This is a genomic window from Neisseria sp. P0009.S008 (assembly GCF_051958615.1).
In the GTDB taxonomy this organism is placed as follows: Bacteria; Pseudomonadota; Gammaproteobacteria; order Burkholderiales; family Neisseriaceae; genus Neisseria; species Neisseria subflava.
This window is the reverse complement of sequence record NZ_JBQCVG010000016.1, coordinates 1-24,346: the sequence shown is the minus strand read 5'-3', so window position 1 is coordinate 24,346 and position 24,346 is coordinate 1. Positions and strand designations below refer to the sequence as shown.

The 24,346-nt window shown below is 50.8% G+C and carries 19 protein-coding genes, 1 tRNA gene, 1 pseudogene and 1 riboswitch; of the genes and pseudogenes, 6 read left to right on the top strand and 15 right to left on the bottom strand.

Annotation, left to right across the window (positions count from 1 at the left end; all coding sequences use genetic code 11):
• The 4 genes and pseudogenes from ACTHSQ_RS10485 to ACTHSQ_RS10470 form a co-directional block, all read left to right on the top strand.
• Nucleotides 1–120: pseudogene (locus tag ACTHSQ_RS10485) on the top strand (IS5/IS1182 family transposase); the annotation flags it as partial.
• A gap of 270 nt (nucleotides 121–390) precedes the next feature.
• Nucleotides 391–3,303, top strand: a complete 2,913-nt coding sequence (locus tag ACTHSQ_RS10480) for an autotransporter family protein (protein WP_440371933.1) — start codon at nucleotides 391–393, stop codon at nucleotides 3,301–3,303.
• Between the two features lie 172 nt (nucleotides 3,304–3,475).
• Nucleotides 3,476–4,323 (top strand): IS630 family transposase gene (locus tag ACTHSQ_RS10475; RefSeq protein WP_152332614.1). Its coding sequence is split into 2 segments (ribosomal slippage): nucleotides 3,476–3,791 and nucleotides 3,791–4,323, totalling 849 coding nucleotides; the frame shifts between segments, so codons are not numbered across the junction.
• A 193-nt stretch (nucleotides 4,324–4,516) separates the two neighbouring features.
• The gene (locus tag ACTHSQ_RS10470) at nucleotides 4,517–5,521 is read left to right on the top strand and encodes a quinone-dependent dihydroorotate dehydrogenase (RefSeq protein WP_440371934.1); all 1,005 of its coding nucleotides are present in this window, start codon (nucleotides 4,517–4,519) and stop codon (nucleotides 5,519–5,521) included.
• Nucleotides 5,522–5,577: 56 nt separating this feature from the next.
• Here the strand turns inward: ACTHSQ_RS10470 and rnhB are convergent, their stop codons facing one another.
• Nucleotides 5,578–6,168, bottom strand: coding sequence for a ribonuclease HII (rnhB, locus tag ACTHSQ_RS10465; protein WP_440371942.1), 591 nt, complete (start codon nucleotides 6,166–6,168; stop codon nucleotides 5,578–5,580).
• Between the two features lie 158 nt (nucleotides 6,169–6,326).
• On the opposite strand from rnhB, the gene ACTHSQ_RS10460 reads away from it, so the two are divergent.
• On the top strand, nucleotides 6,327–7,463 hold the full coding sequence (locus ACTHSQ_RS10460) for an FUSC family protein (protein WP_440369477.1): 1,137 nt from the start codon (nucleotides 6,327–6,329) through the stop codon (nucleotides 7,461–7,463).
• 169 nt (nucleotides 7,464–7,632) lie between these two features.
• On the opposite strand, the gene ACTHSQ_RS10455 is transcribed toward ACTHSQ_RS10460, so the two are convergent.
• Nucleotides 7,633–7,709, bottom strand: a tRNA-Met gene (locus ACTHSQ_RS10455).
• A 110-nt stretch (nucleotides 7,710–7,819) separates the two neighbouring features.
• A riboswitch (TPP riboswitch) is annotated at nucleotides 7,820–7,919 on the top strand.
• 94 nt (nucleotides 7,920–8,013) lie between these two features.
• Here ACTHSQ_RS10455 and thiC point away from each other — a divergent pair.
• Nucleotides 8,014–9,903, top strand: a complete 1,890-nt coding sequence (gene thiC / locus ACTHSQ_RS10450) for a phosphomethylpyrimidine synthase ThiC (protein ID WP_440371935.1) — start codon at nucleotides 8,014–8,016, stop codon at nucleotides 9,901–9,903.
• 87 nt (nucleotides 9,904–9,990) lie between these two features.
• On the opposite strand, the gene murJ is transcribed toward thiC, so the two are convergent.
• The 13 genes from murJ to frr form a co-directional block, all read right to left on the bottom strand.
• Nucleotides 9,991–11,529, bottom strand: a complete 1,539-nt coding sequence (gene murJ, locus ACTHSQ_RS10445; RefSeq protein ID WP_440371936.1) for a murein biosynthesis integral membrane protein MurJ — start codon at nucleotides 11,527–11,529, stop codon at nucleotides 9,991–9,993.
• A 9-nt stretch (nucleotides 11,530–11,538) separates the two neighbouring features.
• Nucleotides 11,539–12,714 (bottom strand): lipid-A-disaccharide synthase, encoded by a 1,176-nt coding sequence (gene lpxB / locus ACTHSQ_RS10440; protein ID WP_440371937.1) that lies wholly within the window; start codon nucleotides 12,712–12,714, stop codon nucleotides 11,539–11,541.
• A gap of 158 nt (nucleotides 12,715–12,872) precedes the next feature.
• Nucleotides 12,873–13,649 (bottom strand): acyl-ACP--UDP-N-acetylglucosamine O-acyltransferase, encoded by a 777-nt coding sequence (gene lpxA / locus ACTHSQ_RS10435; protein WP_003681706.1) that lies wholly within the window; start codon nucleotides 13,647–13,649, stop codon nucleotides 12,873–12,875.
• A gap of 74 nt (nucleotides 13,650–13,723) precedes the next feature.
• Nucleotides 13,724–14,173, bottom strand: coding sequence for a 3-hydroxyacyl-ACP dehydratase FabZ (fabZ, locus tag ACTHSQ_RS10430; RefSeq protein ID WP_003681704.1), 450 nt, complete (start codon nucleotides 14,171–14,173; stop codon nucleotides 13,724–13,726).
• A gap of 73 nt (nucleotides 14,174–14,246) precedes the next feature.
• Nucleotides 14,247–15,287: a UDP-3-O-(3-hydroxymyristoyl)glucosamine N-acyltransferase gene (gene lpxD, locus ACTHSQ_RS10425; RefSeq protein ID WP_107768629.1), complete on the bottom strand. Its 1,041-nt coding sequence runs from the start codon at nucleotides 15,285–15,287 to the stop codon at nucleotides 14,247–14,249.
• Between the two features lie 101 nt (nucleotides 15,288–15,388).
• Nucleotides 15,389–15,898: an OmpH family outer membrane protein gene (locus ACTHSQ_RS10420; RefSeq protein ID WP_039864258.1), complete on the bottom strand. Its 510-nt coding sequence runs from the start codon at nucleotides 15,896–15,898 to the stop codon at nucleotides 15,389–15,391.
• Nucleotides 15,899–16,009: 111 nt separating this feature from the next.
• Nucleotides 16,010–18,406 (bottom strand): outer membrane protein assembly factor BamA, encoded by a 2,397-nt coding sequence (gene bamA, locus ACTHSQ_RS10415; protein WP_440371938.1) that lies wholly within the window; start codon nucleotides 18,404–18,406, stop codon nucleotides 16,010–16,012.
• Between the two features lie 3 nt (nucleotides 18,407–18,409).
• Nucleotides 18,410–19,750, bottom strand: coding sequence for an RIP metalloprotease RseP (rseP, locus tag ACTHSQ_RS10410; protein ID WP_440371939.1), 1,341 nt, complete (start codon nucleotides 19,748–19,750; stop codon nucleotides 18,410–18,412).
• A gap of 131 nt (nucleotides 19,751–19,881) precedes the next feature.
• On the bottom strand, nucleotides 19,882–21,063 hold the full coding sequence (gene ispC, locus ACTHSQ_RS10405; protein ID WP_440371940.1) for a 1-deoxy-D-xylulose-5-phosphate reductoisomerase: 1,182 nt from the start codon (nucleotides 21,061–21,063) through the stop codon (nucleotides 19,882–19,884).
• A gap of 117 nt (nucleotides 21,064–21,180) precedes the next feature.
• A complete protein-coding gene (locus ACTHSQ_RS10400) occupies nucleotides 21,181–21,930 on the bottom strand; it encodes an SIMPL domain-containing protein (RefSeq protein ID WP_003686550.1) in 750 nt (249 codons plus the stop codon).
• 33 nt (nucleotides 21,931–21,963) lie between these two features.
• Nucleotides 21,964–22,758 carry a phosphatidate cytidylyltransferase gene (locus ACTHSQ_RS10395; RefSeq protein WP_003686738.1) on the bottom strand — a complete coding sequence of 265 codons (795 nt, stop codon included), beginning with the start codon at nucleotides 22,756–22,758 and terminating at the stop codon, nucleotides 21,964–21,966.
• 5 nt (nucleotides 22,759–22,763) lie between these two features.
• Nucleotides 22,764–23,510, bottom strand: a complete 747-nt coding sequence (locus ACTHSQ_RS10390) for an isoprenyl transferase (protein ID WP_440371941.1) — start codon at nucleotides 23,508–23,510, stop codon at nucleotides 22,764–22,766.
• Nucleotides 23,511–23,567: 57 nt separating this feature from the next.
• The gene (frr, locus tag ACTHSQ_RS10385; RefSeq protein ID WP_003686718.1) at nucleotides 23,568–24,125 is read right to left on the bottom strand and encodes a ribosome recycling factor; all 558 of its coding nucleotides are present in this window, start codon (nucleotides 24,123–24,125) and stop codon (nucleotides 23,568–23,570) included.
• Nucleotides 24,126–24,346: the final 221 nt, after the last annotated feature.

Here is a 24,346-nt window from a genome sequence, read left to right as displayed (position 1 = left end):
CGCTACGCCCGGGCAGCCTATTTCGGGCTGATTAAAGTGAGTGCGCAAAGCCATCTGAAGGCGATGTGTTTGAACCTTTTAAAAGCCGCCAACAGGCTAAGTGTGCCTGTTTGCGCCTAAAAGGCGGTCCGGATGCCTGATTATCAGGTATCTGGGGAGGATTAAGGGGGCATTTGGGTAAAATTAGGAGGTATTGGGGGAGGGAAATAGCCGAAAACCTTTGTTTAGGTTCCGGCTGTTGGGGGAAAGACTTTTTTGCAAAGGTCTCGGCCTATGTGATAGCAGAAGAGTTATATGGAAAAACAATATATTATGCTATACTAAGGCAGCTTCCATTTTTGAATGGGGTCTTATCGTGATTTTAAAATCATAAATAAAAGGAAAATTTATATGTTGACTTATAAAAAAGAAATATTTAGGAAAACCTTGCTGCATACTCTGATAGCTTCTTGCTTTTCTATTCCTGCATTGGCCGTTGCTGCAGCGGGCGACACTTCACCTACTATGGGAACAGAGGGTTCAGGAGAATTTTGGAAAGAACCAAATCAAAACATTGATGGCGATTACAAAGCTACGCTAGCACCTAATAGCGGAGAACAATTTGCTCGTCCAAAAGGACTTATCGTTCGTGCGAATAATCAAGTTGAAATTAAAGGCAAAACTAACATTAATGTTACGTTAGCCAGCGAAGCTAATTCAGGATTAGCCGTAGACTCCAATGCCGCCTACGGTATTGCTGTAGGATATGATTATGCTGGTGGTAATGCTTCTGATACCGCAAGCTTAACTTTGCATAATGATGCTAATATCACTGTTAAAAACACAGAAAACACAGTGAAAAGTACAAAAAACTTTGGTGGCGCAACTGCACCATTTGGTCACCAATTATCCGGGGTGAAAGTTTACCGTAAGGATGGTGCCAAACCGGTTTTCAATTCTGAGAAAAAACTGACCATTAATGTGGAAGATAAAACCACCGATAAAATCGGGGATTATTTAGTCGGGCTTTACGTCAGTGGAGACGGTGCGGAAGCGAACTTAAAAGATTCCGAAATCACAGTGAAAGCGAATGGAAAATTTTCTGCTGCATTAAAAATTGGTAAACCGGAACTACCAAACACTGAAAAACCGGCTGACTATAAAGGTGCTGTTGTCAATTCCACCGGCAGAATGGTGCTGAATACAGAGGAAACAAAAGATTCCGCAACCGTGCGCTTATTTGGCACCAAATCCCGCTTAATTGCCGATTCAGATACCAGCAGCGGTGAAATCAAATCCGGCAATTCAGCTGTTGTTTTCGATACTCAGGATTACGCAACTAAAGTAAGTGCCTTTTTTATTAGCGACAATGTATCCAGAAATGAGCCTAATAAAGATCAAGAAGTTCGTTTAAACAATACAAAAATCACCACAACATCTGATGATGCTTCATTGATTGTTGCTGATGCGAGAAAAGAAAGTAGTTTTGCAGTAACCTTCGCAGGAAATAAAGTCGCAAGTTGGTTTAATAATGGTGAATTCGTTGCTGAAAATGCAAAATTCGCGTTGAAAGGCAAAGACAGTGAAGCCAAAGCCGCAGAAAATGGCTGGCTTGCCGAAACTAAAGTGGCAGTAACCAAAGGGGCTGATTTGACATTTACCTTGTCTGATCAAGCAAAAGCCATTGGTTTGATGCAGCAACAATCTAAAGGCAATGTGCATTCTAAATTAGATGTGCATGTGAACAACCAAGCTGTTTGGGAATTGAAACAAAAAGGTGATGAACAACGCTCTACCATCAATGCCTTAACCTTGGATAAGGGGGTATTAGATGCGTCTAAAAATATTCCGAACGGTTCAACTAAAACAGACTATAAAGTTAAACTGGTTAAACAAGATGGTACTGAAGGCACATTAACCAGTAACAACGGTGAAATCACCCTTGCCAATGGCTCTTACGAAGACAAACTCACTGTGGAAGGCAACTACACAGCGAATAACGGTGTTCTTAAAGTGAATACTCATTGGGATAGTAATGATGCCAATAACGGTAAATCTGACTTATTGGAAATCACCGGCAATGCCGAAGGGACAACAAAAGTTGTCAGTTTGAAAGCGGACGGCACAGAAAATATGATTGATGGCACTATCGGCTCTATTGCGGCTGATTTGGCCAAAAACAGTACGGCAGTAGTTCGAGTACAAGGGGAAAGTAATTTAAAGAACTTTACCGGTATTGCCAAAACTACAGGTGCGGGTGAACTGCAATTGGCTTCCAAAAAAGTAGGAAATACAACCGAATATTTTTGGACGGTAGTTTCCACGAATAATGATGCCATTTACACAGCTTCTGTTCCTGCTTATACGCTTATTCCAAACTTGAACTTAGAAGTTGGCTACGAAACAGTTGGTACATTGCACCAACGCCGTGGTGAAAATCAGGCCCTTTCTTGGGAAAAATCTCAAGCGAACAACCAAATTTGGGGACGTATTATTGGCAAACACATTGCTTTGGATGGTAAAAAGCGTTTGAATCTTAGCGCTAACCTTGCAGGCTTCCAGTTTGGCCACGACTTTGATATTTCTTCTAGCGAAAATGGCGGCAAACGTTTAACTGGTGGTTATGTTGGTTACACACATGCTAATTCGAAATTTTATGATGAATATCGTGCCGAGAATGGTGTCGTCCTTGATGACAAATATACAGGTAAAGCTAAAACCGAAAACCTCCATGTCGGTGTGACTCACACACGGTATTCTGAAGATGGTAGCTATATAGACTTTGTAGGCCAACTTTCTTGGATGCAAAATAAATATAACTCCTTAAATTCGAAAGCAAAAAACCATGGTTTGGGTGTGGCTTTATCGGGTGAGGTAGGTCGTCCGTTTGTATTAAGTAAAGAGAAAACGAATAATGGCGACAGTTGGATTATTGAGCCGCAAGCACAATTAATCTATCAATACCTCGGCTTAAATAGCTTCACTGATGATATGCGCTCTGTGCATCAAGATAAGCAACATAATTTACGCAGCCGCATTGGTGTACGCTTTGCTTATAATAATTTAACCGATCATGAAAAAGTTCGAACCTTGTATTTCACCACTAATGTGTGGCATAACTTCAGAAATACTTCGGCCAGTAACATTGGCGAGGATAATGTTACTGAAAAATTAGCAAAAACTTGGGGCGAAGTTGGTTTGGGAGCACAATTTGCAACCAGTTCCAATACCCATATTTATGCAGATGCACGGTATGAACAATCTTTAAGTGGAACGAAACATCAAGGATACAAAGGCTCAATCGGCATAAAATATTCTTGGTAATCTTCAAGTAATATATCTTACCGTAGTCCTTTTATATGAGCCGGATAAATATTAACAATATTTATCCGGCTCATTTATATGCCTTCCTCAATTATCTAAGCGCTGTACTGGATTATCAAATATAGTCAATTAAAAACAAAATGGTACAATACTCAACTTTGAAGATCTAACCATAGCATACTCTGCGGACTTAAGAAACAAAGCTTTAAACTATTACGAACAATGTAAAAACATCAGCCAAACCGCAGCAACGTTTAACTTGTCAAGAAACACGCTTTACCTGTGGATTCGCCTTAAAAAACAAACAGGCAGCCTAAAACATCAAGTTACCGGTCTAAATGCCGTCAAATTGGATAGGCAAAAACTGGCTCAATATGTTGAGCAACACCAGGATGCCTATCTACATGAAATCGCCAAACATTTTGATTGTACGCCAGCCGCCGTTTGCTATGCGCTCAAACAGCTGGGAATGACGCGCAAAAAAAGACCACCACTTACAAAGAACAAGACCCGGCCAAAGTAACGCATTATTTGACACAGCCGGCCGGATTTTCCGACTACCAACGTGTTTATTTGGATGAAACAGGATTTGACCGCTACCTGTTCCGCCCCTATGCCCGCAGCCTGAAAGGGCAAATAGTGAAAGCGCAGATAAGTGGAAAAAGATACCAACGCTTATCTCTGGTGTCCGCACAAGTCGGCAACCGGCTGATTGCTCCGATGGTTTATCAAAATACGATGACCGGAGTCTTTTTTGAAGCGTGGTTTCAGCAATGCCTGCTGCCCGCATTGACTCAAAAGTCGGTGATTATTTTAGATAATGCACGATTTCACCGTATGGGTGTCTTACGGGAAATGGCGGAAAAATTGGGACATAAGGTATTGCCTCTTGCACCTTATTCTCCTGAGCTCAACCCGATTGAGAAGGTGTGGGCGAATATTAAGCGGTATCTGAGAACTGTATTGTCTGATTACGCCCGATTTGACGATGCGATAATGTCCTATTTTGATTTTAATTAACTATACATCCATCAGGCCGTCTGAAAAGACTCTCTCTTACCATTTTAATGAACTATCCGATTACACGCAAAAGCCCTATTTATTTTCATTTGACGCCAAACCATAAAATCATATCGATACAGACGTTTGGGGCAGTTTGACGGTTTCAGGTAAAATAACGCCAAATTCATCAACCGTTCAGAAAGCCGCCGCCATGTATTCACTCGTCCGCCCTATCCTGTTCCGTTTCGATGCAGAAAAGGCCCATCATTTCACGCTCAACAGTTTGCGTTCTATCGAAAAACTCGGCCTGCTGCCCAAAGTGGACAGCCACACCCGACCGACCGAGCTGATGGGTTTGCAGCTGCCCAATCCGGTTGGCTTGGCGGCAGGTTTGGACAAAAACGGCGAGTGTATCGATGCGTTTGCCGCTTTGGGTTTCGGCTTTGTCGAAATCGGCACGGTAACGCCCAAGCCGCAGCCGGGTAATCCGCAGCCGCGCCTTTTCCGCGTTCCCGAACACCAAGGCATCATCAACCGCATGGGTTTCAACAACCACGGCATCGATGCGATGATCCGCAACATTGAAAACAGCCGCTTTAAAGGCATTTTGGGCATCAACATCGGCAAAAATGCCGTTACGCCGATTGAAAACGCGGCCGACGATTATCTGATTTGCTTGAGAAAAGCCTACGCCCACGCAAGCTACATCACGGTCAATATTTCCTCCCCCAATACGAAAAACCTGCGCGCCTTGCAAGGCGGCGACGAATTGAGCGCATTGTTGGAAGCCTTGAAAAACAAACAGGCGCAACTGGCGGCCGCGCATGGCAAATATGTACCGCTGGCGGTCAAAATCGCGCCGGATTTGGACGAAGCGCAAATCGACGACATCGCCCATGTGGTCAAATCTGTGGAAATGGACGGCATCATCGCCACCAACACGACCATCGACAAATCAAGCTTGGGCAGCCATCCGCTCGCAAGCGAACAAGGCGGCTTGAGCGGCTTGCCCGTACGCGAGAAAAGCAATCAGGTGTTGAAACTTTTGGCGGAACGCATTGACGGCAAGCTGCCGATTATCGGCGTCGGCGGCATCATGAACGGCGCGGACGCGGCAGAAAAAATCCGCTTGGGCGCCAGTGCGGTTCAAGTGTACAGCGGTTTGATTTATCGCGGCCCTGAGTTGATTAAAGAGTGTTTGGCTGCGTTGAAATAAGGCTTTTCCAAAAATAAGGCCGTCTGAAAGATTTCAGACGGCCTTTTGCTATGCTCTCATTCTTCAAACAGATTGCCTTGTGCCAATAAGGTTTTGACCGGTGCGAAATCGCGACGGTGTTCCGGCAAGACACCGTATTGTTTCAACGCAGCCAAATGTTGCGCCGTGCCGTAGCCTTTGTGGCGGTCAAACCCGTATTGCGGATAGCGTTTCGCCAATTCATACATTTCCGCATCACGCGCGGTTTTGGCCAAAACCGAAGCGGCGGAAATCTCGATGATTTTGCTGTCGCCTTTGACCACGGCTTCGGCAGGGACATTCAAGTCTTTCGGCACGCGGTTGCCGTCTATCCACACTTTGTCGGGTACGACCGACAGCCCCTCGACTGCGCGCTTCATCGCGGCCATGGTTGCGTGCAGGATGTTCAGTTGCAGGATTTCGTCGGGGTCGGCAAAGGCAATGCTCCATGCAACCGCCTGTTCCTTAATCATCTGCGCCAACATATCGCGCTTTTTTTCGCTCAGTTTTTTTGAGTCGGTCAAACCCGGCAGGTCAAAATGTGCCGGCAAAATCACTGCCGCCGCAAATACGCTGCCGACCAAAGGGCCACGTCCCGCTTCGTCCACGCCTGCGCTTAAAACCGTCACCATTTCTTCACTGCCTGTCTGATTTAAAGCCGCCATTATATCCGCTTGCAGCAGATAAAATCCGCAATAGGACAAGCCGTTTGGGAGCAGTTCAAATTTCATCTGCTTTACCAATCAGTTATAATTTACATCCCCACATACCCAATACGTCTTACAACATGCCTGCCCAATCCGAACGCCTCCATTTTTCTGAACGCTGGCTCAACGCCTACGAACGCTACCGCTATCGCCGCCATATCCACGCCTTCCGCCTCGGCTTGGCGATCGTGTTTTCCACCCTGTTGGCCAAAGTCTTCCACCTGCAACACGGCGAGTGGATCGGCATGACCGTCTTTGTCGTCCTCGGTATGCTGCAATTCCAAGGCGCTATTTACTCCAAAGCAGTCGAACGCATGCTCGGCACGGCCATCGGTTTGGGCGTCGGTTTGGCCGTTTTATGGTTGAACCAGCATTATTTGCAAGACGGCGTTTTCTTCTATCTGATTATCGGTGCCGCCAGCGCAGTGGCCGGTTGGTCTGCGGTCGGCAAAAACGGTTATGTCGCCATGCTTGCCGGTTTGACCATGTGCATGCTCATCGGCGACAGCAGCCACCACTGGCTCGACAGCGGCCTGATGCGCGCCATGAACGTTTTGATTGGTGCCGCCATCGCCATTGCCGCCGCCAAACTCCTGCCCCTGCGCTCCACCCTGATGTGGCGCTTCATGCTTGCCGACAACCTCACCGACTGCGCCAAAATGATTGCCGAAATCAGCAACGGCAAGCGCATGACGCGCGAGCGTTTGGAGCAGAACATGATTAAAATGCGCAAAATCAACGCCCGCATGGTTAAAAGCCGCAGCCATCTGGCCGCCACATCCGGCGAAAGCCACATCAGCAACAATATGATGGAAGCCATGCAGCATGCCCACCGCAAAATCGTCACCACCACCGAGCTGCTCCTGACCACCGCCGCCAAACTGCGCGCGCCCACACTCAACGAAAGCGAAATCCGCCTGCTCGACCGCCATTTCAACCAACTCCAACGCGAACTGCGCCTGACCGTCCGCCTCATCAAAGGCCACTACGCCCGCCGCATCCGCATCGATACTTCGCTCAATACCGAACTAAGCAAACCGGCCGCCCGCCTGCATTACGACTGGCAAGGCTTCCTTTGGCTCAGCACCAATATGCGTAACGAAATCGCCGCATTGGTGATTCTGTTGCAACGTTCGCGCAATAAATGGTTGGACAAAAAAGAATTGCAACGCCTGAAAGAATACCTGCGCAACGATACCGATCCGGAGCAACAATAGGCCGTCTGAAAACACAAACTCAAAATAAAAGCGAATTAGCCGCCGATAACATCGGCCAATAAAAAGGCCGTCTGAAACACAATGGTTCAGACGGCCTTTCAATCAATCCAAGCAACAATAAATACCGCATAAAGCAAAATCCCCTGCGATTGCAGGGGATTTTTATATTTGGTTGCGGGAGCAGGATTCGAACCTACGACCTTCGGGTTATGAGCCCGACGAGCTACCATGCTGCTCCATCCCGCGTCAGAAGTTGTGACTATACGGAAAGACGGAATCGCTGTCAAGCGTTTTTGACAGAAAATGCGAAAACGCCGCTTTACAAAAAACCGTCCGCATGGTTTAATTTTTCGTTAATAAAGAAACAGGGGTGCTGCTTTCAAACCGAGCGGCTGAGAAATACCCTTTACACCCGAACAGGATAATACCTGCGTGGGGAGTTTCGGCAAATGTGATTTTAAACGGTTGATTGAAGATATCCACAAGGCCGTCTGAAAAAAAGCAATGCTCCTGTTTCCATTTCATAACTGAGAAACAGGAGCATTTTTTTATGACTACCGCTAAAAAAACCGGCGATGAGGCGCGCCGTCTTTCCGACTTGAGCGAAGACATCGGCATCCGCTTCCAATATCCCAATTCCGACCGCGTCTATATCCCAGGCAGCCGCGCCGACATCCGCGTGCCTTTGCGCGAAATCCGTCAGGACGACACCTACACGGCGCAAGGTACGGAAGCCAATCCGCCAATTCCAGTGTACGACACCAGCGGCGCATACGGCGATCCGGCGGCGCACATCGACCTGAAACAAGGTTTGCCGCACATCCGCACCGCATGGCTGGACGAACGCGGCGATACCGAAATCCTGCCCAAGCTCTCCAGCGAATACGGCATCGAACGCGCGCATGACCCGCAAACCGCCCATCTGCGTTTCAACCAAATCACCCGCCCGCGCCGCGCGAAAAGCGGCAGCAACGTAACCCAGCTCCATTACGCCCGCCAAGGCATCATCACGCCCGAAATGGAGTTCGTCGCCATACGCGAACGCATGAAGCTGGACGAGCTTTTCAGACGGCCAGAATACGCCAAGCTCTTGAAACAGCACGCAGGGCAAAGTTTCGGCGCGAACATCCCGACCCATCCCGACCAAATCACGCCCGAATTCGTGCGCCGAGAAATCGCCGCCGGACGCGCGATTATCCCTGCCAATATCAACCACCCCGAACTCGAACCGATGATTATCGGCCGCAACTTCCGCGTCAAAATCAACGGCAATTTGGGCAATTCCGCCGTCACCTCCAGCCTGACCGAAGAAGTCGAAAAAATGGTGTGGTCACTACGTTGGGGCGCGGACACGATTATGGATTTGTCTACCGGCGCGCACATCCACGAAACGCGCGAATGGATTATCCGCAACGCGCCCGTCCCCATCGGCACCGTGCCTATTTACCAAGCTTTGGAAAAAACCGGCGGCATCGCCGAAGACCTGACTTGGGATTTGGTGCGCGACACCTTAATCGAGCAGGCAGAACAAGGCGTGGACTATTTCACCATACACGCAGGCGTATTGCTGCGCTATGTGCCGATGACCGCCAACCGCCTCACCGGCATCGTATCGCGCGGCGGCTCCATCATGGCGAAATGGTGCCTCGCCCATCACAAAGAAAACTTCCTCTACACGCATTTCGACGAAATCTGCGAAATCATGAAAGCCTATGATGTATCGTTCAGCCTCGGCGACGGCCTGCGTCCCGGCTGCATTGCCGATGCCAACGACGAATCCCAATTCGCCGAATTGCACACCTTGGGCGAATTGACTGCCAAAGCATGGAAACACGACGTACAAGTGATGATCGAAGGCCCGGGCCATGTGCCGCTGCAACGCGTCAAAGAAAACATGACCGAAGAGCTGCAACACTGCTTTGAAGCGCCTTTCTACACACTCGGCCCGCTCGTTACCGACATCGCCCCCGGCTACGACCACATCACTTCGGGCATAGGCGCGACCAATATCGGCTGGTACGGCACAGCCATGCTCTGCTACGTTACCCCGAAAGAGCATCTCGGCCTGCCCGACAAAGAAGACGTGCGCACCGGCATCATCACCTACAAACTCGCCGCTCACGCCGCCGACCTCGCCAAAGGCTGGCCGGGCGCACAGTTGCGCGACAACGCCTTGAGCAAAGCGCGTTTCGAATTCCGCTGGCGCGACCAATTCCGCCTCAGCCTCGACCCCGAACGCGCCGAAAGTTTCCACGACGAAACCCTGCCCGCCGAAGGCGCGAAAATCGCCCACTTCTGCTCAATGTGCGGCCCCAAATTCTGCTCGATGAAAATCACGCAGGAAGTGCGCGACTACGCCGACAAACAAAAAGCCCAACGGCAGGGCATGGAAGAAAAAGCAATTGAGTTCGTCAAAAAAGGAGCGAAGCTTTACAGTTAAAACGTAAAGCAAGAAAAGGCCGTCTGAAAATGTTTCAGACGGCCTTTTTAGCGAATAGTCTTTAAGCGAAGCAATACGCCCTACTGCTTATTTTTCTACCCTGCGGAAATGGTGCGGACGGAAGCCGAGCGCGGCGAGGGAAACGAAGTAAAGGCCGCCACCCAAGGCAATCAGGACGCAGAGTTGGCCTGTTTTTTTAAAGCCGCCGACGTGTACCCATTCAAACGGCAGATAATATTGCGCCAGCCACAAACCGCCGCCCATGACGACCAAAGAGATGGCCATTTTGACCAAAAATGCAGCCCAACCTTTACCTGGGCGGTAGATGCCGTGTTTGCGCAAAAGGAAAAACAGCAAACCTGCATTCAAACACGCGCCCAAACCGATAGCGAGGGACAGACCGACGTGTTTGAGCGGCGAAATGAAGGCAAGGTTCATCAACTGCGTGCAAATCAGCGTGAAAATAGCGACTTTAACGGGGGTTTTGATGTTTTGGCGGGCGTAGAAACCGGGCGCCAACACTTTAATCATAATCAGACCGATCAAGCCGAAGGAATAGGCAATCAGCGCATATTGGGTCATTTGCGCATCGTGCAGCGTAAATTCACGGTACATGAACAAGGTCGTAACCAGAGGGAAAGACAACACGGCAAGGCCGACGGCGGCAGGCAGGGTCAGCAGCATACACAGGCGCAAACCCCAGTCGAGCAGGCCGGAAAACTGCTCGGTATCCTGACTGGCGGCGTGTTTGGACAAGGTAGGCAGCAAAATCGTACCGAGTGCCACGCCCAAAACGCCGGTCGGCAATTCCATCAGTCGGTCGGCGTAATACATCCACGACACGCTGCCGGACTGCAAAAACGAGGCGAAGATGGTATTGATGACCAAGGAAATCTGCGCCACGCTCACGCCCAAAATAGCCGGCCCCATCTGTTTCATTACGCGGTTGACCGCTGCGTCTTTAAAGCTGAGTTTGGGCATTTTCAAGAAGCCCAGTTTCGCCAACCAAGGCAGTTGGAACACCAGCTGCAACACGCCGCCGACAAATACCGCCCACGCCAATGCCATAACAGGCGGATCAAAATACGGTATGAAAAACAGGGAAAAGACGATAAAGGAGATGTTCAAAAATGTCGGCGTAAAAGCGGGGATACCGAATTTATGATAGGAATTGAGTATCGAACCGACAAAAGAGGATAGTGAAATCAATAAAATATAAGGAAACGTTACCCGCAGCAGGTCGATGGAGAGCTGAAACTTATCGGCGTCTTTGGCAAAACCGGGCGCGGAAACATAAATCACCCACGGCGCAGCGAGGATGCCCAGCGCAGTAACGATGACCAGCACAAACGACAGCATGCCGGCCACATGACGCACAAATTCCTGCGTGGCTTCGGGCGAGCGGGTTTCTTTGTATTCCGCCAAAATCGGCACGAAGGCTTGGGCAAATGCGCCCTCTGCGAACACGCGCCGCAATAGGTTGGGCAGTTTGAACGCGACAAAAAACGCATCCGTCGCCATGCCTGCACCAAACGCACGGGCAATAATCGTATCGCGCACAAAGCCCAAAATGCGCGACACCATCGTCAGGCTGCCAACCTTGGCCAAGGCTCCCAATAAATTCATGTATTTTCCTTAATTGTCTTTCAGGCCGTCTGAAAATCCGGCTTCTTCCAATACTGCCGCCGCCGCCAATGCCGCCGTATCTTTTTTCAACAGCAGATGCAAGGCGTGGAAATCCTGTTCCAACGCGGCCACGGCTTCAGGGCGGTCATACCAGTCTGCCACGGCCTGTGCCAGTTTTTCAGGGACGGCATCATGTTGCAGCAGCTCGGGAACAGCGGCTTTACCCAACAAAATATTAGGCAAACCGACATGCGGCACTTTGATTTTGTTTTTCACATACGCATAAGTCAGCGGCGAAATCTTGTAGCTGATGACCATAGGCCGCTTGCACAAGGCCACTTCCAAAGTCGCCGTACCGCTGGTGACCAATACCACGTCGGCAGCGGTGCAAACCGTATCCGACTGCTTGTCGGTCAACGTGATGGGAAGGGCTGCGAACTCAGGCTGCGCCAAAATTTCGGTAATGCGTTTGCGCGTTGCGGCCGTCGCCACAGGCAGCAAAAACTGCGCCTGCGGATAACGTTTCAGCAGCAATAAGGCCGTCTGAAAAAACACCGCCGCCATGTAATCGATTTCGCTCACGCGGCTGCCGGGCAATATCGCAAACACGGGCACGTCCGCAGGCACGCCCAGCTTCTGCCGCGCCGCCGCCCTATCCGCTTCCACGGGCATGGTTTGCGCCATCGGATGGCCGACAAACTCAGCCTTGCCGCCGGCATCGATATAAAGCTGTGGCTCCATCGGAAACAGGCACAACACGCGGTTGACCTGATGCACGATTTTATTGACCCGTTCGCGCCGCCACGCCCAAACCGACGGGCTGACGTAATGAATGGTATGAATGCCTGCCTGCTTGAGTTTTTCCGCCACGCCGAGATTAAAGTCCGGTGCATCGATACCGATAAACACATCCGGCTTGAGGCGGATTAAATCGTTTACCAGCCCTTTGCGGATTTTCAAAATCTGCGGCAGGCGTTTGATGACCTCAACAAAACCGCGTACCGCCAGCTTTTCCTGATCGTACAAACTCTCGAAACCCTCCGCCTTCATGCGCTCGCCGCCGATGCCGGTAAACCGCGCATTCGGGCAACGCACCTTAATGGCACGGATTAAGTGTGCGCCGAGTAAGTCGCCGGAAGCTTCGCCGACGCTGATGGCGATAAGGGGGGAAGGATTGGAATTCATGTGTTGAGGTTTAAAAGCTAAAAAATTTTGGGCAGACATTTGCCCGCCCGTTTTCAGACGGCATCAGCGGCAAACGGACAGGAAACCTGCCCTACTGCGCGGATTTTTGCAATCCAAAGGCCGTCTGAAAAAGTTTCAGACGGCCTTCAATCCATCCATCAACGGATAATGCCGCGTGTGGATTGTGCAAAAAAGTCTTTAAATACCGCCAATTCGCTTTGGGTCTCGGCACGTTTCAGAATGTCTGCCTTGGCCTCTTCAAACGGAATGCCGCGATGGTAAATGGTTTTATACACATCTTTGACAGAGGCAATTTGTTCGGCCGTGAAACCGTTGCGGCGCATACCTTCGCTGTTAAGGCCGGCCGGTTCGGCACGGTAGCCTGCAGCCATGAAGTACGGCGGTACGTCTTTGTGTACGCCGGCGGCAAACGCGGTCATGGCGTAGTCGCCGATTTGACAGAATTGGAACACCAGCGTGTAGCCGCCCAAGACGACGTAGTCGCCGATGGTAACGTGGCCTGCGAGTGAGGCGTTGTTGGCGAAGATGGTATGGTTGCCGACCACGCAGTCATGGGCAAGGTGGCAGTAGGCCATAATCCAGTTGTCGTCGCCGATACGGGTTTCGCCGATACCGGTGACCGTACCAAGGTTGAACGTTGTAAATTCGCGGATGGTGTTGCCGTTGCCGATAATCAGCTTGGTCGGCTCGTCACGGTATTTTTTGTCCTGCGGAATTTCGCCGAGGCTGGCAAATTGGAAAATGCGGTTGTTTTCACCGATGGTCGTATGGCCGTTGATGACGACGTGCGGGCCGATTTCGGTATTCGCACCGATTTGCACATTGGGGCCGATGATGCTGTATGGGCCGACTTTGACGCTGGAGTCGAGTTCGGCTTTAGGGTCGATGACGGCGGTCGGATGGATAAGGGTCATGCTGTCTCCTTGCTGTCTGATACAGGTATTGCCTGCAAGATGCCGTCTGAACTTTCAGACGGCCTGTCCCATTCTTACACCACGCGTTTGGCGCACATAATCACGGCTTCAACGGCAACTTGGCCATCGACTTTGGCAACGGCGTTGAATTTGCCGATACCGCGTTTGTTGGTCAACAGCTCGACTTCAAAAACCAGTTGGTCGCCGGGGATGACTTGGCGTTTGAAACGGGCGTCGTCGATACCGGCGAAGAAGAAGAATTCGTTTTCTTTACGGCCGCCTTCGCTGAGGATGGCGAGTGTGCCGCACGCTTGCGCCATGGCTTCGATAATCAGCACGCCGGGCATCACGGGCAGGTCGGGAAAATGGCCTTGGAACTGCGGCTCGTTCATGGTGACGTTTTTAATCGCAGTCAGGGTTTTCATCGGTTCGAACGCGGTAATGCGGTCGAGTTGCAAAAACGGATAGCGGTGTGGGATAAGTTTTTGAATGTCTTTGGCTTCGATCGGGAGTTGTACGTCCATGATGTTCGTCTTTCCTTGTTTGTATTGGGTTTAAACGTATTCGGATGCGGGGCGCGGACTGTTTGCGCCGCCTTTAGGCTTCGTCGCTGTCGGCAAGCTGTTTTTCCAGCGTTTTGAGGCGTTTGTTCATTTCGCTCAAACGGTGGATATAAACGGCATTGCGTGCCCAGTCTTTGTAGCCCGACATCGGGAAAATACCGGCCAGATGCTGGCCGCTTTCGGTAATGCTGTGGGTAACGGATGTTCCGCCGCCGATGGTGGTTTTATCGGCGATTTCAATGTGTCCGACCGTGCCGACGCCGCCGCCGATAATACAATAATTGCCGATGGTGACGCTGCCGGAAATACCGGTTTTGGCGGCGATAACGGTGTGCGAACCGATTTTGCAGTTGTGACCGATTTGGACTTGGTTGTCGATTTTGGTGCCGTTGCCGACGGTCGTGTCGCTCATTGCGCCGCGGTCGATATTGGTGTTTGAACCGATTTCCACATCATCGCCCAGCGTGACCGCACCGGTTTGCGGAATTTTAAACCATGAATCACCGGCAAAGGCCAAGCCGAAACCGTCCGCACCGATGACTGCGCCGCTGTGGATTTCAACACGGTTGCCCAAAGTGCAACCGTAATAGATGACAGCGTTGGGATGCAACACGACTTCATCACCCAAGGTGCAATTGTGTTGGACAACGGCATTGGCCAAAATACGGCAGCCTTCGCCCAATACGGCATTCGCGCCGATATAGGCATTCGCGCCGATTTCGCAGCTTGCCGGCACTTTGGCGCCTGCCTCGACAACAGCGGTCGGATGTACGCCGCCCTGTGCTTTGACAATCGGCGAGAACAATCGTGCCACTTTGGCAAAATAAAGATAAGGGTCGGCAGCCACAATCAGGTTGCGGCCTGTAAATTCGTCTGCGGCTTTCGGCGACACAATCACTGCGCCTGCTTGGCTGTCGTGTACTTCGGCTTTGTATTTCGGATTGGCCAAAAAGCTGATGTGTTCCGCCTGCGCCTGATCCAACGGACGGACGGCGGTAATGGCGATGTCTTCGCCTTTCCATTCGCCGCCGAGTTGGGAAACGATTTGGGACAGGGTGTATGCTTGTGAAGTCATGATAATCTGCCGTCAAGATGTCAGGCCGTCTGAAAGATGCCGGTTTGGGTTTCAGACGGCCTTAGGTTTGTCTGTATGGTTACATTCGCTGCCGAGCAGGGTCAGTGAGCGTTTAGGGCTTTGATAACGCTGTCGGTAATGTCGTAGCGGCCGTTGACGTAAATCACGTCCTGCAAGATGAAATCGTAACCTTCGCGCTTGGCCAAATCGACGATGACGCGGTTGGCATTTTGCTGGAGCGCGGCGAATTCTTCATTGCGGCGTAGGTTGTAGTCTTCAGCCAACTCAGCCTGCTGCTTGCGGAATTTCTGTACCAGATTGCGCCATTTTTGGGTTTCCGCTTCCCTTTGGCTGTCGCTGAGCTTGTCGCCGCTCAGTTTTCGCTCCAAAGCCTCGCCTTCCTGCTGCAGCTTTTGCAAGGCGGTTTGACGGCTTTTGAACTCTTTTTCCAAAGTCATCTGAATGTTTTGTGCCTGCTTGGATTCCTGATAAACGCGCTCGGTATTGATAAAACCGATTTTCTGCACGCCATCCGCCGCCGCTTGCGGCAACAGCACGAAACCCGGCAGGGCTACGGCGAGGACACGGAGGGTGTCGGCTATTTTACTCATGATAAAAATCCTTGCTTGAAAACAAACGGGCGGTTTGCAATAAGCTTACCGCCAATCTGCCATGAAGCCGTCTGAAACGGACAAACCGGGTTTCAGACGGCCTAAACATCATCAGAATGTCGTACCGAGTTGGAATTGGAAGCGTTGGATTTCGTCGCCTTCTTTTTTCTTAATCGGGTAAGCATAACTGAACTTCATCGGACCCAGCGGAGAGAGCCAGGTCACGGCAGCACCGGCAGAGTAACGCAATTCGTTTTTGAATGTCGATTTGTGCGTTGTGCCTACGCCGTACACGTTTTGGGACACGCCATTGGAATTGCTGCTGCTGCCGTCGTTGTAGGTTTTGCCGTCCCACACGCTGCCCGCATCGGCAAACAGGCTCAGACGGACGGTACGCGAGTCTTTAATGCCCGGCATCGGGAAGAGCAACTCTGCGGAAACGTTGGCTTTTTTGTTACCGCCATAGCTGATTTTCTCGCCGTATTCGTCATAGACTTTCGGGCCCAGCGTACCGCTTTCAAAGCCGCGGACAGAGCCTAAGCCGCCGCCGTAGAAGTTTTCAAAGAACGGCATGGTTTTGGTTTTGCCGTAGCCGTTGCCATAACCTACTTCGCCACCCAGCATCAACGTGAAATCTTTGCTCAACGGGAAGAACCAAGTTTGGTTGTGGGTCAGGGTGTAGTATTGCAGGTCGCTGCCCGGCAAAGCGATTTCGCCGTTTACGCCGGTCAGGTAACCGCGGGTCGGCCACAAGGCATTGTCGGTTTTGTTGCGGCCCCAGCCGATGGTACCTTTGTACAACCAGCCTTTGAAGTTACCCACGCCGCTGCCGTCGCCTTTACCATATTGGTTGATAAAGTCGGCATAGCGTTTAGGCGCGCCTTTGTAGGTGTTCACGGTCAGACGCTCTGCGGCCAAACCGAAGTTCACACGGTCATATTCGGTAACCGGAATACCGATACGCAAACCGCCGCCGAAAGTCGTGGTTTTATACTGTTTCGTGCTGGAAGAAGCTTTACGCGGGTCGTAAGACTTGCCGTAAAGGTCGTAGCCCAAGCTTACGCCGTCCGGTGTGAAGTATGGGTCGGTAAACGACAACGAGCCGTTTACTGTGGTTTTACTGCGGGAAGCGCGCAGGGCAACGGATTTACCCGTACCGAACAGGTTGTCTTGAGCCACACCGGCAGACATCACCAAACCGGTATCCTGAACCCAACCTGCGCTCAAGTCGAGCGAGCCGGTTGAACGTTCGGTCAGGCTCATGTCCAGGTCAACTTGGTCAGGCGTATTGGCCACAGGAACCGCATCAAATTGAACGTTGTCGAAGTAGCCCAACAACTCAACGCGCTCTTTAGAACGTTGCAGTTTGGCAGAGTCGTAAGGCGCCGATTCCATTTGACGCAACTCGCGGCGGATGACCTCGTCACGGGTTTTGTTGTTGCCGGTAATGTTGATTTCGTTCACATAGATTTTGCGGCCCGGTTGAACGGTCAACACAAAATCAACAGTATGTGTTTCGGCATTTGGAATCGGTTGGACGTTGATTTCGCTGAATGCGTAACCTGCCTGACCCATGCGGTTTTGGATGGCTTCGAGCGAATTGGACATTTGCGCGCGCTCATACCATTTGCCCGGCTTCATGGTCAGCAGTTTTTCCAAATCTTCTTTCGGCACTTCCAGCGTATCGCCTTCGATGCGTACATTGCCCCAGCGGAAACGGTCGCCTTCGCTGACGGTTACTTTAATGGCCTGCTTGGTTTTGTCTTCGTTGGTTTGGATATCGGTATCCAAAATGCGGAAGTTGAAGTAGCCGTTGTTTTGATAGAAATTGGTGATTTTTTCCATGTCCTGAGCAAATTTTTGCTCATTGAACTGGTTGCTCTTCGTGATCCAAGTCCACATGCCGCCTTCACTCAGGGACATTTGTTTCATCAGACGGCGGTCGGAATAAACTTCGTTGCCCTCAAATGAAATATCGGTAATCTTGGTAGATTTGCCCTCTTCGATGGCAATATCGATAGACACGCGGTTGCGGGCAAGTTTGGTTACGGTCGGAGTGATTTGGACAGACTGTTTGCCACGGCTCAAATACTCTTCTTTCAAACCGGCAACGGCTTGGTTCAGCGTTGCTTGGTTGAAGTATTGGGATTGTGCCAAACCAAATGCTTCAAGGTTTTTCTTGATGGCATCGTTTTGCAGCATTTTCGCGCCGGTAATATTGAGCGAGCTGATGGTCGGACGCTCAATCACGGTCAACAGGACTTGATTGTCCATGGTTTCGACGCGTACGTCGTCAAAGAAACCGGTTGCGTAGAGTTTTTTGATGATTTCTTCACTGCGCGCATCATTGAAATTATCACCGACTTTAACGGGCAGGTAGTTGAAGACGGTACTTGGCTCGGTGCGTTGCAGGCCTTCGACGCGGATGTCCTGAATGGTAAAGTCAGCCAATGCCATTGGCGACAGGCTCAATACCATTAAAGCGGAAGCAATCTGGTTCAGTTTCATAAATTATCCAAACAAACGGTTGATGTCATTAAAGAAAGCCACAGCCATCATCAAAAGCATGGCTGCCAGTCCGAAGCGCAGGCCGACTGCCTGTATGCGCTCGCTCAAAGGCTTTCCGCGTATCCATTCGGCGGTATAGAAAACCAGATGTCCGCCGTCTAAAACGGGTACGGGCAAAAGGTTCAACACGCCTAAGCTGATGCTGACCAAGGCCAGAAATTCGAGGTAGCTCTGCAATCCGAGTTTGGCGGATTGTCCGGCGACATCGGCAATGGTCAAGGGGCCGGAAATATGGTTCAAAGAGGCATTGCCTGTAACCAGTTTTCCGAAAAATTTGAGGGTTGTCCACGAATAGTTGACGGTTTTGTTCCAACCCAATTCAAAGGCTTGGGCAACGGAAGGCGTATAGCGGTAGCGGATGGTTTTATCCCACTCTTTATCCGCCTGGGCGGCAAGCCCTGCTCTACCCACCAGCACGCCTGCCGACTGCTCGACGCTGTCCGGCCGGATAGCGGTCGCCAGTATTTTACCGTCGCGCTCGTAAGTCAGTTCGATTCGTTTGCCGGGGCTGGCGCGGAAGAGTTCCGTCCATGCCTGCCAGCTTTCGATGGGCTTCCCATCAGCGGTCAACAGTTTGTCGTTTTCCTTCAAACCTGCTTTTTCGGCCGGACTATTGGCCAAGACTTTGCCGATGCGGTTAGTAATTCTAAAAGGCAAAAGGCCGATGTTGCCTTGGCTTTTCGCAACTTTACCTGCTTCAGGCGTGCCGGCGGCATCAATTATGCGGATGGCTTGGGTATTGGAGGCCGTCTGAACAGCAACTTTTACAGGGCCGGCTTCAAGGTTCAACACCATCTCGGTTTGCGCATCGCTCCAGTCTTTAACGGCGATTCCGTTGACCGATACAATTTTATCGTCTGCCTGAAAACCTGCTTTGGCGGCAATACTGGCAGGCTCGACCATGCCGACATAGGGGCGCAACTCGGTTACACCGAAGGAAAAGCTCAAACCGTAAAGCAAAACGGCCAAAATCAAATTGGTCAAAGGGCCGGCGGCGACAATGGCGATGCGCTTGGCCGGATGCTGCTTGTCAAAGGCATACGGCAAATCTGCTTCCGCCACCCCGCCTTCGCGCGTATCGACCATTTTAACGTAACCGCCCAACGGAATCGGGGCAAGACACCACTCGGTATCGCCGCGTTTTCGGGTGAAAAAGGGCTTACCGAAGCCAACAGAAAAGCGCACGACTTTAACGCCGCACCAGCGGGCAACAATATAGTGTCCGAACTCATGCAGGCTGACTAAAATCAGAATGGCGACGATAAAGGCTAAAAAGGTTTGCAAAAAAATCCCCTGAGTGGAATGTGATAATCAACGGATAAGACCGTCCGAAAACCGATTATAAAGGCAGTTGTTCCATTTTGTCTGCCTAAATGCCAAACGGTTGACGTTTCAGACGGCCTGTCATTGAAGCTTTATTGTTTGTCGATAAAGGCTTCTGCCTGTCTGCGTGTTTGCGCGTCTTGCGCCAGCAGGCCTTCGATATCGTGACGGCCGTCTGAAAAATCTCGTGCAAGGCAGTGGGCAACGACTTTGGCAATATCGGTAAACTTGATGCGTTTATCTAAAAAAGCGGCCACGGCAACTTCGTTGGCAGCGTTCAACACGCAAGGCGCGGCACCGCCTGCATTCATGGCCTGATAGGCAAGTTTCAGACATGGGAAACGTTCAAAGTCAGGCTTTTGGAAGGTTAATGCAGACAATGCGCCGAAATCCAGCTCGCCCACGCCGGAATCGATACGTTCGGGCAGGCCCAAGCAATAAGCAATCGGCGTACGCATATCGGGATTACCCAACTGCGCCAATACCGAACCATCTCGATAACGCACCATGCTGTGTATCACGGATTGCGGATGGATGACGACTTCCAGTTTCTCCGGCGGACAGTTAAACAGCCAATGCGCCTCAATCAACTCCAAGCCCTTATTCATCATTGACGCGGAATCGACGGAAATTTTGCGCCCCATGCTCCAATTCGGATGCTTGACCGCCTGCTCGGGCGTAATGCTGTCAAATGTACTTAAATCGGTGTTAAGGAAGGGGCCGCCCGACGCGGTCAGGATAATCGAATTGATACCGTGCTCATTCAGACGGCCTGTGTAATCCCTTGGCAATACTTGGAAGATGGCATTGTGTTCGCTGTCAATCGGCAAGACGGTGGCGCCGTTTTGACGGGCGGTTTCCATGAACAATGCGCCGGAAACCACCAACGTTTCTTTGTTTGCCAGATAAATTGTTTTGCCCTTTTGAGCGGCGGCCAAAGCCGACGGCAAGCCGGCCGCGCCGACAATGGCACACATCACGCCGCTGACTTCATCGGCAGAGGCGACATCAATCAGGGCTTGAGAACCATATAAAACCTGCGTGCTGATGCCTTCTTGTTTAAGTTTCTTTTCCAGCTCGGCGGCATGGCCGGCATCGCCGACAACGGCATATTCCGGACGGAACTGTTTGCATTGCGCCGCCAGCTTGTCCACCTGCCTATGCCCTGCCAACGCGAACACGCGGAATTTTTCGGGATGGCGGGAGACAACGTCTAAGGTGCTTTCGCCTATGCTGCCGGTACTGCCTAATATGGTCAGAACTTGTTGTGTCATGGTGTGTTCTTTATGTGCTGTGCAAACGGTATTTAGTGTATTTGAAATAGATTTCTTTGCCGTTTCCAATTTTCAGACGGCCTTTTGCCTCCCAGCTGAAAAGGCCGTCTGAAAGAATTACTCAATGCCATATTCGATGGTAACAACCAGTCGGACTTGTTTGCCGACGGTACTTTTATCGTAAGAACCGCCGTACTCGTCGTCCTCGCTGCTGCCGGTGTCGGCATAGATGTTGAACGAACCTTGCGAAGCAGAACGCATGGCGCCCACTTTGCCGCCGCCGGTTTTGGCAAATTCAGCCGCGCGTTTCTGCGCATCCTCAGTCGCCTGCGTGATCAAATCGCGTTTGATGGTTTCCAAATTGCCCAGCAAATATTGTGGATTGTCGAAGCGGATAAATTCGTTTTGCGCACGGAAGTTCAAAATGGCGCGCTGGGCGGCTTGAATTTTGTCCAGTTTTTTGGTGTTGACCACAATATTGAGGTCGCCATCGTATCCGTTGGGCGTGCGAGTTACGTTGCCCAGTTCGTCGCGGGTTTCATTGAAAACGCGCGACACTTCGGGCAGGCCCACTTTCATTTCAGCCGCCGCAAAGCCTTGCTCGCCCAAAAATTTAGACAGCTTCTTGCGTCTTGCCGTCAGCAAATCCAAAACTTCCTGGTAGCTCTCGCCGTGTGCGTTCACGCCCGTATTCCACGTCGCGCTGTCGGATTGGAAGTTTTTCTCCGCCAAACCTTTTACGGTAATTGTCCCCGGTTGGCGCAGATTCTTAAACTGCACGCCCAAAATAAACGCCGCAGCCATCAATCCCAGTGCCAACAATACGCCCAAGATCGATAAAGATGAAATCTGTTTTTGTTCGGACATAATCAACTCCCCCAACAATGTAAGACAGGCGGTTTAAAACAAATATACAAAGGCGGCATAAATGCTGATAACGGCAATCAGGCTGTCCACACGGTCGAACACTCCGCCGTGCCCCGGCAACAGATTGCTGCTGTCTTTGATACCTGCCGCACGTTTGAGCCAGCTTTCCAGCAAATCGCCGCACACGCTGACAACGGTCAGAATCAAGCCGATAAAAATAGTTTTTAACCAACCGGCTTCAAAAGCCAGCCAACCGGCTTTCCATACGATGGTCATGTACACGGCAACGCATAATGCACCGCCGATCGCACCTTCCCAGCTTTTACCCGGGCTGATGGTCGGCGCAATTTTGCGCTTGCCAAACGATTTGCCGCAGAAATACGCGCCAATATCGGCCACCCACACCAAACCCATAATCGCCAATAAAGACAGCGCGTCTTCAGACTGAGGGCGCAGGTAAACCAGTGCGAACCAAAACGGCATCACCAACAACCAACCGACCGTGTAAGCCTGCCAGCCGCCGTTTAACTTCCATTTCGCTTTCAGCCACCAAGGCATGACAATCAGCCAAAACGCCAATACGACATACCAAACCAAATCAGGCAACTGCCAACCGCCGGCATAGGCAATCACACCAAATACCAGCGTTGAAGCCAAATAATGATTGATTTTCAGCTTATCCAAGCCGCTCATGCGGGCATATTCCCACAAAGTCAGCATGGCAATCAGGCCGCAAAACGCCGCCCACAGCCACATAGGCGCATAAAACAGCATACCCAGCATCAGCGGCAAAAGCCACAGCGCCGTCAAAATCCGTTGTTTCAACATAGTTCTCAACCCCGTTGCTGCTCAACCGGCAGCTGCTCGGAAGTCCGCCCGAAGCGGCGTTCCCGTTTTTGGAACGAAGCAATCGCCTCGTTTAGCGATTTCTCATTAAAATCAGGCCACAGCGTATCCGTAAAATACAATTCCGCGTACGCCATCTGCCACAGAAGGAAATTGCTGATGCGCGTCTCGCCGCCGGTTCGGATAAACAAATCCGGCTCGGGTGCATCGCCCAACATCAAATAGCGCGACAACGCCTCTTCCGTAATCTCAGTTGCACCCTCGGCAATCAACTGATTTGCCGCCTGCAAAATATCCCAGCGGCCGCCATAATCGGCGGCAATGCTCAAAGTCAAACCGGTATTATTTGCCGTCAATGCCTCTGCCGCCTCAATCCCCTTCAGGATTTCAGCGTTAAACCGCTCACGGCTGCCGATGACCCTCAAGCGCATATTGTTATCGTGCAAACGGCGCACCTGCTTTTGCAAAGCCTGCAAAAACAGCCCCATCAGAAAAGAAACCTCTTCCTCGGGGCGTCGCCAGTTTTCAGTCGAAAAAGCAAACACGGTCAAATACTGCACACCCAGTTCAGCACAATGCTTCACCATGTTCTCCAGCGCATCCAAGCCGCGCTTATGCCCCATCACACGGGGAAGAAAACGCTTCTTTGCCCAACGTCCGTTGCCGTCCATAATCACAGCAATATGTCGGGGGATGGCAGAGTGTTCCAAAATCGTCTGCGTACTGCTTTTCATGTCTGCCTTTCAGAGAGCAAACCGTCCAAAGACCGTCTGAACGGTTTGCACACAGAATTAAATCGCCATCAAATCTTCTTCTTTGGCAGCCAAGAGCTTGTCTGCCTCAGCAATATATTTGTCGGTCAACTTCTGAACCGCTTCCTCGCCACGGCGGGCTTCATCTTCAGAAATCTCTTTGTCTTTCAACAATTTTTTGATGTGGTCGTTTGCATCACGGCGCACATTGCGGATAGACACACGGCCCTCTTCCGCCTCACCGCGTACCACTTTGATCAAATCTTTACGGCGTTCTTCAGTCAGCATAGGCATTGGAACACGGATCAAATCGCCGACAGAAGCAGGGTTCAGGCCCAAGTTGGAATCACGGATCGCTTTCTCGACTTTTGCAGCCATATTGCTCTCGAACGGTTTCACACCGATCGTACGCGCATCCAAAAGCGTCACGTTCGCCACTTGGCTCACAGGCACCATGCTGCCCCAGTATTCCACTTCCACTTGATCAAGCAGGCCGGTATGCGCACGGCCGGTACGCACTTTAGCCAAATTGTCTTTCAATACTTCCAGAGAACGCTGCATTTTGCCTTCAGCTGTCTTTTGAATATCATTAATCATCTTATACTTTCAATTTCATAGGAATAAAACAGGATTAACCGAGAATAGTACCGTTAAACCGCCCCCACGACAAGGCTTTGCGCCCCAACAGCCTTGTTTTCTAACCGATATTTAACATCAAACAAAATAAAGGCCGTCTGAAAATTGAACTGCACCCCAAAAGTTGGACATCCCCCCTCCAACTCACAAGGTGCAGTTTTTTTATGAGCAAATATACATTA